General features: G+C 41.4%; 12 protein-coding genes. 7 read left to right on the forward strand and 5 right to left on the reverse strand.

The window, feature by feature from the left end; translation table 11 throughout:
- Both HMPREF0106_RS00370 and HMPREF0106_RS00365 read left to right on the forward strand, forming a co-directional pair.
- A partial coding sequence (locus tag HMPREF0106_RS00370; RefSeq protein WP_009040716.1) for a transposase occupies positions 1-216 on the forward strand: 216 nt, incomplete at its 5' end.
- Between the two features lie 52 nt (positions 217-268).
- Entirely contained in the window at positions 269-514 is a 246-nt protein-coding gene (locus HMPREF0106_RS00365) for an RNA recognition motif domain-containing protein (RefSeq protein ID WP_008640136.1), read from the forward strand.
- A gap of 62 nt (positions 515-576) precedes the next feature.
- Here the strand turns inward: HMPREF0106_RS00365 and HMPREF0106_RS27600 are convergent, their stop codons facing one another.
- Positions 577-750, reverse strand: coding sequence for a hypothetical protein (locus HMPREF0106_RS27600; protein WP_004316403.1), 174 nt, complete (start codon positions 748-750; stop codon positions 577-579).
- A 136-nt stretch (positions 751-886) separates the two neighbouring features.
- Between HMPREF0106_RS27600 and HMPREF0106_RS00360 the strand changes: the two genes are divergently transcribed.
- Positions 887-1600 carry a DUF4396 domain-containing protein gene (locus HMPREF0106_RS00360; RefSeq protein ID WP_009041290.1) on the forward strand — a complete coding sequence of 238 codons (714 nt, stop codon included), beginning with the start codon at positions 887-889 and terminating at the stop codon, positions 1598-1600.
- Positions 1601-1704: 104 nt separating this feature from the next.
- On the opposite strand, the gene sucD is transcribed toward HMPREF0106_RS00360, so the two are convergent.
- From sucD to thiD, 4 genes are all read right to left on the reverse strand, one after another.
- The gene (gene sucD / locus HMPREF0106_RS00355; protein WP_009041291.1) at positions 1705-2565 is read right to left on the reverse strand and encodes a succinate--CoA ligase subunit alpha; all 861 of its coding nucleotides are present in this window, start codon (positions 2563-2565) and stop codon (positions 1705-1707) included.
- Positions 2566-2597: 32 nt separating this feature from the next.
- Positions 2598-3728 (reverse strand): ADP-forming succinate--CoA ligase subunit beta, encoded by a 1131-nt coding sequence (sucC, locus tag HMPREF0106_RS00350; RefSeq protein WP_009041292.1) that lies wholly within the window; start codon positions 3726-3728, stop codon positions 2598-2600.
- A 200-nt stretch (positions 3729-3928) separates the two neighbouring features.
- Positions 3929-4816 carry an ACP S-malonyltransferase gene (gene fabD / locus HMPREF0106_RS00345; protein WP_009041293.1) on the reverse strand — a complete coding sequence of 296 codons (888 nt, stop codon included), beginning with the start codon at positions 4814-4816 and terminating at the stop codon, positions 3929-3931.
- Positions 4817-4866: 50 nt separating this feature from the next.
- Positions 4867-5703 carry a bifunctional hydroxymethylpyrimidine kinase/phosphomethylpyrimidine kinase gene (thiD, locus tag HMPREF0106_RS00340; protein WP_008640142.1) on the reverse strand — a complete coding sequence of 279 codons (837 nt, stop codon included), beginning with the start codon at positions 5701-5703 and terminating at the stop codon, positions 4867-4869.
- Positions 5704-6044: 341 nt separating this feature from the next.
- Between thiD and HMPREF0106_RS00335 the strand changes: the two genes are divergently transcribed.
- The 4 genes from HMPREF0106_RS00335 to xylE all read left to right on the forward strand — a co-directional run bounded on the left by HMPREF0106_RS00335 (position 6045) and on the right by xylE (position 11363).
- Positions 6045-6776, forward strand: coding sequence for an NUDIX hydrolase (locus tag HMPREF0106_RS00335; RefSeq protein ID WP_004295874.1), 732 nt, complete (start codon positions 6045-6047; stop codon positions 6774-6776).
- A 112-nt stretch (positions 6777-6888) separates the two neighbouring features.
- A complete protein-coding gene (locus tag HMPREF0106_RS00330) occupies positions 6889-8412 on the forward strand; it encodes a xylulokinase (protein ID WP_009041294.1) in 1524 nt (507 codons plus the stop codon).
- 41 nt (positions 8413-8453) lie between these two features.
- Positions 8454-9770, forward strand: a complete 1317-nt coding sequence (gene xylA, locus HMPREF0106_RS00325) for a xylose isomerase (RefSeq protein ID WP_004295876.1) — start codon at positions 8454-8456, stop codon at positions 9768-9770.
- A gap of 138 nt (positions 9771-9908) precedes the next feature.
- Positions 9909-11363: a D-xylose transporter XylE gene (gene xylE / locus HMPREF0106_RS00320; protein ID WP_009041295.1), complete on the forward strand. Its 1455-nt coding sequence runs from the start codon at positions 9909-9911 to the stop codon at positions 11361-11363.
- Positions 11364-11905: the final 542 nt, after the last annotated feature.

The following is an 11905-nucleotide window of genomic DNA, read 5'->3' on the forward strand; positions in this document are numbered from 1 at the left end:
TATAATAAGATTGAAGAATATGGATACGATACATTCACAACAGTAGCAAACTCTATTGAGAACCATTATGAAAGGATTTTGAACTTCTTTGTGAACAGGAGTACAAATGCAGCAGCGGAAGCATTTAATGCTAAAATCAAAGCATTTAGGGCATCATTTAGAGGAGTAGTGGATATGAGCTTCTTCCTTTTTAGGCTAGCAAAGGTATATGCATGAAGGGAATTGACTAAACTTAATCCCCCAAGAATTACAACTGAGCCTGTATTTTATGAATTTGTACATTGGAAATCTTAGCTATAATGTTAAGGAATCGGATTTGAGAAATGTAATGGAAGAGTATGGAACAGTTGCTTCAGTAAAGTTAATCACAGATCGTGAAACTAGAAGATCAAAAGGCTTTGCGTTTATCGAAATGCCGGATGATACAGAAGCTAACAACGCTATCAAACAATTGAACGGTGCAGAATATGTAGGTCGTTCAATGGTAGTGAAAGAAGCATTGCCAAAGAACTAATACTGAATAAATAGACAGTAATAGAGAAGGGCGCACTAGGAAACTAGCGCGCCCTTCTTCTGTTAATCCTCATTATTATCTTCTTCATCATCCACCATATTATTGAGTTCCAATTCCAGGTCTACCAGCTCTTGTTCCCATAATTTCAGGATATTCTTCGGTGTATCTTTTGCGGCTTTCTTTATTCTTTCTTGAGCAACAGATACTTCATGCTCTAATTGTCTACGTCTGCTCATATTTTTATTGTTTTGATTATGAAATGATAACAACTCGTGTGTGGAATAGTTCGACAGGCAAAATTAAAAAGTAGTGGACTGAACTATTCGCAAATAAAGTATGTTTTGTAGTCTGAATCTTTTAAAACATACAATCATGCTCAATTTAATAGCCGTATTCTTAGTCTGTTCAGGTATCGGAATAGCAGTACATATTGCCATAGACTTGACACATCGTCCGCAATCAATGAAAATAATGAATGCAGTTTGGATATTATCTGCATTGTGGGGAAGTTATTTAGCTTTATGGGCGTATAATAAGTTCGGGCGGAGCAGTCCGATGAAGATGGAGGATGACGGGATGAAAGGGATGGGCATGTCTGACATGAAAGATATGGATATGTCAATGGGAGAGATGAGGCGTCCATATTGGCAATCGGTAGCTTTGTCGGCTCTTCATTGTGGCGCAGGCTGCACATTGGCAGATATCATAGGAGAGTGGTTTACGAATTATGTTCCTGTAACTGTTGCAGGCAGTCAACTTGTTGGGAATTGGGTACTTGATTTTGTATTGGCTTTGATTATTGGCGTTTATTTTCAGTTTTATGCGATTCGGGAAATGGAAAAAATCTCCGTAGGGAATGCATTAACTCGCGCTTTCAAAGCAGATTTCTTTTCTCTTTTATCCTGGCAGGTAGGAATGTACGGTTGGATGGCAATTGTTTATTTTGTGCTGTTCATCAATGAGCCATTGCCCAAAGATACATGGATATTTTGGTTTATGATGCAGTTGGCTATGCTTTTCGGTTTCTTTTGCGCTTATCCGATGAATGCTCTTCTTATAAAATTAGGTATAAAGAAAGGTATGTAAAATAAATGCAGATTCACTTAAAATGATAAGTATGAAATTACTTATTTTGAGTGAATCTGCATCTGTAATATTACTACTTCTGTTTTTTATTTCTCTTTTGGAGGTTACTTTTTCAATAGTTTGGGTATATCCGAAGGCTCTTGTGCCACTCGGATACCAGCTGCTTCCAAAGATTCAATTTTCTCTTTTGCCGAACCGGAACTTCCTGAAATAATAGCGCCTGCATGCCCCATTTGTTTTCCCGGAGGAGCTGATTGGCCGGCAATAAATGCAACCACAGGTTTAGTTACATTATTACGGATATATTCGGCCGCTTGTTCTTCCGCATTTCCTCCAATCTCTCCAATCAGGACGATTGCTTCTGTTTCCGGATCATTCTGAAACATTTCCAGCAGTTGGCGGAAGTGAAGTCCTACAACAGGATCGCCTCCTATGCCGATAGCGGTGGATTGTCCCATTCCATTAGCTGTTAAGTGATACACAATCTCGTAAGTAAGTGTTCCGCTACGGCTGATAACACCTACATTTCCTTCTAAAAAGACTTGTCCTGGTAAGATGCCAACCATGCTTTTTCCCGGAGAGATAAGTCCCGGACAGTTAGGCCCGATCAACATGGCGCCTTTTTGTTCGGCAAACCGATGCGCCTTAATCACGTCCAGTGTGGGAATTCCTTCTGCAATGCAGACTATGATACGGATGCCTGCGTCCGCTGCCTCCATGATAGCATCTGCCGCAAAACGTGCTGGAACGAAAATGATGGAGGTATTAGCCTTTGTCTGCTCGACAGCGTCATACATGGTGTTGAATACGGGGATTCCGTCCACATCTGTTCCTCCTTTGCCCGGAGAAGTACCCCCGACCACTTTGGTTCCATATTCTTTCATCTTTTTGGCATGGAAAAGCCCGTCTCTGCCAGTGATTCCTTGCACAATCAAACGGGTGGATTTATCTATTAGTATGCTCATAATTGCTTTATTTTTTAGTGATTTGGTACGTATTATGCTTTCAGAGCCATAAGAGCAGCCTCTTTCATCGTTGTGGCTATTTGGAAACGGCTGTAATTCCGTAACAGTTCCCGTCCGATATGTTCATTGGTGCCTGTAAGCCGGACGATGACGGGGACATTGCTGTTTATCTGCTCGAATGCCTGAAGAAGTCCCATTGCTACATCATCGCAACGAGTGATCCCACCGAAAATATTAATCAGGACCACTTTTACTTTCTCATCCTGCAATAAGAGTTTCATAGCTTCAATAACCTTGACAGGATTGGAGCTGCCACCGATGTCGAGAAAATTAGCAGGCTGACCGCCGTAAAGTTTAATCATGTCCATAGTAGCCATGGCAAGTCCGGCGCCATTTACCATACAACCGATATTGCCGTCCATGTGAACATAACTGAATCCTTTATCTTTGGCATCTGCTTCCACTTTTTCTTCTTCCGTCGGATCAAACAAAGCATGAATCTCCGGATGCCGATAGAGCGCATTGTCATCAAAAACGATCTTTGCGTCAATGGCCATTAACGTACCTTTCTTTGTAAGTGCCAGCGGATTTACTTCCACTAACGACGCGTCATTCTCCACAAAGATTTTATAAAGTTCCTGAAGGATGGCAGCCATTTTACCTGCCTGTTCCATTTGGGGGAAGAGAGTGAAAGCAGAACGCCTTGCCAGATAGTCGGGGAGGCCAATGAACGGATTGATTGAATATCGGATGATTTTCTCCGGTGTCTGACGGGCTACCTCTTCAATATCCATACCACCGGATGCACTCATCATCAGAACGACAGAACGTGTATTCCGGTCGATGGTATAGCTGACGTAATATTCTGCAGCAATATCAACCGCTTCGCTGACCAGAACTTGATTGACTGGAAGACCTTTAATGCTCATTCCGAGAATGTTCTTGGCTTCCTGATAAGCATCTTCCGTATTGTTTACCAGTTTTACTCCTCCGGCTTTTCCTCGGCCTCCGGTTAATACTTGTGCTTTTATAACCACTCTGTCTGTTCCCATCCTCCGGTATGCAGCCAGGACGCCTGCGGCAGTACGGCATAAAGTGTGCCTCTCGACAGGTATTCCGTACTTGGAGAAAATCTCTTTCGCTTGATATTCATGTATTTTCATGGCTCATAAATTTGAGTAAATGATTCCTATAATAAAAACAAAAGAAAGATTCGGAAAGTTTGCCGGAAAAGAAAAGTATCAGGGTGTTTTACAACATGTTCGTTTGTATTCCATTTATGGTTTTCATATAAAAAAAGCGTGTTGGCAATAGTTACCAACACGCTCTATATCACTTAAAGATAAAGTCTGCTTACGGATATTTATGCAATACCGTGAGCATTGACAGTACCGTCAATCTTTTTAATCAATCCTTGAAGTACGGCACCCGGGCCACATTCTGTAAAATCAGTAGCACCGTCAGCAACCATATTCTTTACTGATTGTGTCCAACGTACGGAAGCAGTCAGTTGGGCAACCAGATTCTTTTTGATTTCTGCGGGGTCAGTGTGAGGGAGTGCATCCACATTCTGATATACCGGACATTTAGGAGTATGTATTTCTGTAGTTTTGATAGCAGCTTCCAGTTCTATTTTAGCAGGATCCATCAATGGAGAATGGAAAGCACCACCCACTTTCAGCGGAAGAGCACGTTTGGCTCCGGCAGCTTTCATCAGTTCGCAAGCCTTTTCGATACCCGGTACAGAGCCGGAGATAACGATTTGTCCCGGGCAGTTGTAGTTGGCCGGTACGCAAACTTCACCTTCTGCATTTACTGCTGCACAGATTTCTTCTACTTTTTCATCCGGCAATGCGATAATGGCAGCCATGGTGGAAGGAGTAGCTTCGCAAGCTTTCTGCATAGCCATTGCACGTGCATACACAAGTTTCAATCCATCTTCAAAACTCAATGCACCGGCAGCAACCAATGCAGAGAACTCACCAAGTGAGTGGCCGGCAGTCATTTCCGGTTTGAAGTCGTCGCCCATGCAAAGAGCAGAAATAACAGAGTGAAGGAAAACGGCAGGTTGAGTAACCTTTGTCTGACGAAGATCTTCGTCTGTGCCGTCGAACATGATATCTGTAATGCGATATCCGAGGATATCATTTGCTTTTTCAAACAATTCTTTTGCTAAAGCTGAGTTTTCATACAGGTCTTTACCCATTCCTACAAATTGAGCGCCTTGACCGGGAAATACAAATGCTTTCATATTTTTATTATTTAATTGATTTTTAATTGCGGGTGCAAAGTTACGTATTTTTATGATACAACCGCACAAAAAGTACACATTTGTGCAACGGTGTCCGGAAAATGCCATAAAGGGCCGTTGCCATGGCCGATATTCAATTCTTTTCCTGCGATAATGGCTTGAGTGATATATGTTTTCGCATGCTGGATGGATTCTCGCATGGGGTAGCCTTTGGCAAGATAGGTGGCAATAGCGGAAGAGAGGGTGCATCCCGTTCCATGCAGATTATGGCTTTCTATTTTTTTCTCCTCATATATATGGTAGATAAATTCGGACGTATGCAAAAGGTCGCACATATTGTCTCCTTCCAGATGTCCGCCTTTTAGTAAGATATTAGTCTGATAATCATCCGTCAGCATTTTGGCAGCGGTCTGCATATCCTGAATGTTGTGAATACTTTTACCTGTAAGTACTTTTGCTTCATCAATATTAGGGGTGATTAGTGTGACAAGCGGTAAAAGTTCTTTTTTGATTTCTTCTATCGCTTCATCTGTCATAAGTTTCCTTCCGCTGGTAGACACCATTACCGGATCGTAAACGACGTATGCAGGTGAATATTTTTGTAGACAGTCGGAAATTACACGAACGATCTGAATGTCATTTATCATTCCTATTTTGATGGCAACCGGTTGCAGGTCGTCCATCACGGCTTCTATTTGTCCACGAACCATATCCGGAGAAATGGACTGTACGGCACGTACCCCCAGTGTGTTTTGTACGGTGATAGCAGTAATGGCCGATGCTGCATAGCCTCCTAAAGCCGAGATTGTTTTTATGTCTGCCTGAATACCTGCGCCTCCCGAACAATCGGAGCCGGCAATGGATAAAATGACTGGATGACGTTCCATTTTAGATTTTTTAATATTTACCCGACAAAGATAGAATAAAAAACGATAAGGTACAAAATGACATATCGTTTAAAATACAATAAGTACCTTTCCGGGTGTCTGTTGGAAAAGATATGAAAAGTACTGATAATAAAGCGTCCATCTAGTTTTTGTACTTTATACAATTACTCACCCGTGGAAATACTAAAATACATATTGTAATTCGTAAGATAACACTAACTATTCATATTGTAGAATGTATGATATGTATTTATATGAAAAACAATGTTTTATAGCATAGTTCTTATTTTTGTTTTGATGGTTTTTAGCCTCTATATTTGCATCGTCTTAAAGAAATAGATATGCAAAATTTACAGAAAAATACACCTTTAGCAAACAATCATATATCAGTAGACTGTGTAGTGATTGGTTTTGACGGAGAACAACTGAAAGTGTTGCTTGTAAAACGTGCAGGTGAGGATAATGGAGAAGTATATCATGATATGAAACTTCCCGGAAGTCTTATCTATATGGATGAAGCCCTGGATGAAGCTGCACAACGAGTTTTGTATGAACTGACAGGACTTAAAAATGTGAATCTGATGCAGTTTAAAGCATTTGGTTCTAAAAACAGAACGAGTAATCCGAAAGATGTACGCTGGTTGGAAAGAGCTATGCAGTCAAAAGTGGAGCGTATTGTTACCATTGCATATTTGTCGATGGTGAAGATAGATCGTACGTTGGATAAGAATCTGGACGATCACCAGGCTTGCTGGGTCGCTTTGAAAGACGTGAAAACACTGGCTTTCGACCATAATCTGATAATAAAGGAGGCAATGACTTATATTCGTCAGTTCGTAGAATTTAATCCTTCCATGTTGTTCGAACTGCTTCCGCGTAAATTTACAGCCGCACAATTAAGGACTCTTTTTGAATTAGTATACGACAAAGCCGTGGACGTGCGTAACTTCCATAAAAAAATAGCAATGATGGAATATGTAGTTCCTTTGGAAGAAAAACAACAAGGAGTGGCTCACCGTGCTGCCCGTTATTATAAATTTGATAAGAAGATATATAATAAGGTAAGAAGGTAGACCCTGTTCAAGTATCAAGTAGTAAGTATTAGGCGTTGAATGTTAAAGTATTAATAGTCGGACATTGAGCGTTAAATCGTAAATAGTAAATCGTTTAATCGTAAATAAAATTATGTTTCTATTAGGTTATGACATAGGTAGCTCGTCTGTAAAAGCGAGTTTGGTAAATGCGGAGACTGGTAAATGTGTATCCTCGGCATTTTTTCCGAAAACAGAAGCGAATATTATTGCAGTGAATCCCGGATGGGCGGAACAAGATCCTGAAAGTTGGTGGGAAAACTTAAAGTTGTCCACGCAGGCTATTATGACCGAATCCGGAGTTAGTGCCGCTGAAATTAAAGCCATCGGTATCTCTTATCAGATGCACGGATTGGTTTGTGTTGATAAGAATCAGCATGTATTGCGTCCTGCTATCATCTGGTGTGACTCCCGTGCGGTGCCATACGGTCAGAAAGCGTTTGAGACAATCGGGGAGGAGAGATGTCTTTCTCATTTGTTGAACTCACCGGGAAATTTTACCGCTTCCAAGTTGGCGTGGATTAAAGAAAACGAACCGGCCATCTATGAGCAGATTGATAAGATAATGCTGCCGGGCGATTATATTGCCATGAAGTTGAGTGGAGAAATCTGTACAACTGTTTCCGGACTTTCGGAAGGTATGTTCTGGGATTTCAAGAACAATCGGGTGGCTGATTTCTTAATGGATTATTACGGGTTTGATTCTTCTTTGATTGCAGATATTAAGCCGACTTTTGCTGAACAAGGACGTGTAAATGCAATAGCTGCCAAAGAGCTTGGACTGAAAGAAGGGACACCGATTACTTATCGTGCAGGCGACCAGCCTAACAATGCCCTTTCTTTGAATGTGTTTAATCCGGGAGAGATTGCTTCTACGGCAGGAACATCGGGAGTGGTTTATGGCGTGAACGGTGAAGTGAACTATGATCCGCAGTCACGCGTCAATACCTTTGCGCATGTCAATCATACCATAGATCAGACACGTCTGGGAGTATTGCTTTGCATCAACGGAACAGGTATTCTCAACTCATGGGTGAAACGCAACATTGCTCCCGAAGGAATATCTTATAATGAAATGAATGTGTTGGCTTCCAAAGCTCCTATCGGCAGTGCGGGAATCAGTATCCTGCCCTTTGGTAACGGTGCCGAACGTATGCTGAACAATAAAGAAATCGGTTGCAGTATCCGTGGACTGGATTTTAATACGCATGGCAAACATCATATTATTCGTGCCGCTCAAGAAGGTATTGTATTCTCTTTTAAATATGGCATTGATATCATGGAGCAAATGGGAATTCCTGTGAAGATGATCCATGCCGGACACGCTAATATGTTCTTGAGTTCTATCTTCCGCGATACTTTGGCGGGAATCACAGGAGCTACTATTGAGCTTTACGATACGGATGGTTCCGTAGGCGCTGCGAAAGGTGCGGGCATCGGTGCAGGTATCTACAAGGATAACAATGAGGCATTTGCTACGCTTGACAAACTGGATGTGATTGAGCCTAATGTGGCAAAACGCCAGGAATATGCTGACGCGTATGCAAAATGGAAATACCGTCTTGAAAAGTCGATGACCGGTAACATACCGGCTCCGGTTCTGTCTTCAGATAAATAATTAACAATTTAAATAATAACCATTTTAAAAATAAAAGAATTATGGCAACAAAAGAATTTTTCCCGGGAATTGAAAAGATTAAGTTCGAAGGTAAAGATAGTAAGAATCCGATGGCATTCCGTTACTACGATGCTGAAAAGGTTATCAACGGTAAGAAGATGAAAGATTGGTTGAGATTTGCTATGGCATGGTGGCATACTTTGTGTGCTGAAGGTGGCGACCAATTCGGTGGCGGAACAAAACAATTCCCTTGGAATAGTAATGCTGACGCTATACAAGCTGCAAAAGATAAAATGGACGCAGGTTTCGAATTCATGCAGAAAATGGGTATCGAATACTACTGTTTCCACGATGTAGACTTGGTTTCTGAAGGTGCAAGCATCGAAGAATACGAAGCTAACTTGAAAGCAATCGTAGCTTATGCAAAACAGAAACAAGCTGAAACAGGCATCAAACTGTTGTGGGGTACTGCCAACGTATTTGGCCATGCACGTTATATGAACGGTGCTGCTACTAACCCTGATTTTGATGTAGTAGCTCGTGCTGCTGTTCAGATCAAGAATGCAATCGATGCAACGATCGAACTGGGTGGTCAGAACTATGTATTCTGGGGTGGCCGTGAAGGCTATATGTCTCTTCTGAATACAGATCAGAAACGTGAAAAAGAACACTTGGCAAAAATGCTGACCATCGCTCGTGATTATGCTCGTGCCCGTGGTTTCAAAGGTACTTTCCTGATTGAGCCGAAACCGATGGAACCGACAAAACATCAGTATGATGTAGATACAGAAACAGTAATCGGATTCCTGAAAGCTCATGGCTTGGATAAAGATTTCAAAGTGAACATTGAAGTAAACCACGCAACTTTGGCTGGTCACACTTTCGAACACGAATTGGCAGTAGCAGTAGACAACGGCATGTTGGGTTCTATCGATGCTAACCGTGGTGATTATCAGAATGGTTGGGATACAGACCAATTCCCGATTGACAACTACGAACTGACACAAGCTATGATGCAAATTATCCGTAACGGTGGCTTGGGTAACGGTGGAACAAACTTCGACGCTAAAACTCGTCGTAACTCTACTGACCTGGAAGATATCTTCATCGCTCACATCGCAGGTATGGACGCTATGGCTCGTGCATTGGAAAGCGCAGCTGCTCTGCTGAACGAATCTCCCTATAAGAAAATGCTGGCTGACCGTTACGCTTCATTTGATGGCGGTAAAGGTAAGGAGTTTGAAGATGGCAAGTTGACTTTGGAAGATGTAGTTGCTTATGCAAAAGCAAACGGTGAACCGAAACAGACTAGCGGTAAACAAGAACTTTATGAAGCAATTCTGAATATGTATTGCTAATTAACCCCACCACAGATTACACGGATTGTTACAGATTAATTTTCTTCTCTCTTATTTTGAATTTTATCTGTGTCAATCTGTGAAATCTGTGGTGATATAAATCCAACTACTACAACACTACTTTATCTACTTATAACCATGATTAATACAACGAACGAGGGTAGTAAACTCTACCTATATTCGATAACCTCTGTCGCCATTTTGGGAGGACTGCTTTTCGGATACGATACAGCGGTTATTTCCGGTGCAGAGAAAGGCTTGGAGGCTTTTTTCCTTTCGGCCTCTGATTTTCAATACAATAAAGTAATGCATGGAATCACATCTTCCAGTGCATTAATTGGCTGTGTACTGGGTGGTGCTTTGTCCGGTATATTTGCTTCCCGTTTGGGACGTCGTAATTCTCTAAGGCTTGCTGCCGTACTCTTTTTCCTTTCAGCATTAGGTTCCTATTATCCGGAAGTCTTATTCTTCGAATATGGAAAGCCGAACATGGATTTGCTGATTGCTTTTAATTTGTATCGTGTTTTGGGCGGTATCGGTGTTGGACTGGCTTCTGCAGTCTGTCCGATGTATATTGCTGAAATTGCTCCTTCTAATATTCGTGGAACGCTTGTATCGTGTAACCAGTTTGCTATCATCTTCGGTATGTTGGTAGTATACTTCGTGAATTTCCTGATTATGGGCGACCATCAAAATCCTATTATTTTGAAAGATGCAGCCGGTGTACTGTCTGTTAGTGCTGAATCTGATATGTGGACTGTTTATGAAGGATGGCGTTACATGTTCGGTTCGGAAGCTTTCCCTGCAGCTTTCTTCGGTCTGTTGTTGTTCTTTGTTCCCAAGACTCCTCGTTATCTTGTATTGATACAGCAGGATGAAAAGGCTTATTCGATCCTTGAAAAGATCAATGGTAAGACAAAAGCACAGGAAATTCTTAATGATATTAAAGCTACTGCTCATGAAAAGACAGAGAAAATCTTTACTTATGGAGTGGCAGTAATTGTGATCGGTATTTTGCTTTCTGTATTCCAACAGGCTATCGGTATTAATGCGGTACTTTATTATGCTCCTCGTATTTTCGAAAATGCAGGTGCAGAAGGAGGTGGCATGATGCAGACAGTTATTATGGGTATTGTAAACATTGTCTTTACATTGGTTGCAATCTTCACAGTAGACCGCTTCGGACGTAAACCACTATTGATAATCGGTTCTATTGGTATGGCTGTAGGTGCATTTGCGGTAGCAATGTGTGATAGCATGGCAATAAAGGGTGTTCTTCCGGTACTTTCAGTGATTGTGTATGCAGCATTCTTTATGATGTCTTGGGGGCCGATTTGCTGGGTGTTGATCTCGGAAATATTCCCGAACACCATCCGTGGTAAAGCAGTGGCAATCGCTGTGGCTTTCCAATGGATATTCAATTACATTGTATCTTCTACTTTCCCGGCACTGTACGACTTCAGCCCGATGTTTGCATATAGTTTATATGGAATAATCTGTGTGGCTGCTGCCATCTTCGTTTGGCGTTGGGTGCCTGAAACGAAAGGTAAGACACTGGAAGATATGAGCAAACTTTGGAAGAAAAATAAATAAATTAGGTTAGTGTAATTTCATCATGCCATTATGACTTCGGTTTCTTGGCATGGTTCTACTAAGATTATGACATCGTACCAATGGTAGGGTGTCATAATTGTTTTTATTTGAAACTTTTGGGAACTACTATAAAGTTGAAAAAACATGAAAACATCTGCCACCTGCAACCAAACGCGTGTAATGCACTAATTGATAAATAGTTGGAGCGTTGCAGATACTGTTGCAGATAGGTTGCAGATCAAAGTATCTGCAACACAGTATAAACCTTACATAAGCCAATTCTCCAGTAAGCACTCATTGTATGGCTCTTGTTTATCCTATCAGTCAGTTTTACCTTTGCACAGAACTTAAAATTTTATTCTTATGGACTCTACTGATTGTTTTTTAGAGATTCTTTCTGCTTATCAGTCATCCGACAGTGGTTGCCAAGTCTCTCTTTTGGAGTATTGCCATCGTTTTGGCGTTGATTATTATAAATTCCTTGGCTGGTATCGTCATTACAAGTGTCAATTAACTAACCCCACTCCCCTTCTGGTGTGCAG

The sequence above is a fragment of the Bacteroides sp. D22 genome, assembly GCF_000163675.1.
Taxonomy (GTDB): domain Bacteria; phylum Bacteroidota; class Bacteroidia; order Bacteroidales; family Bacteroidaceae; genus Bacteroides; species Bacteroides xylanisolvens.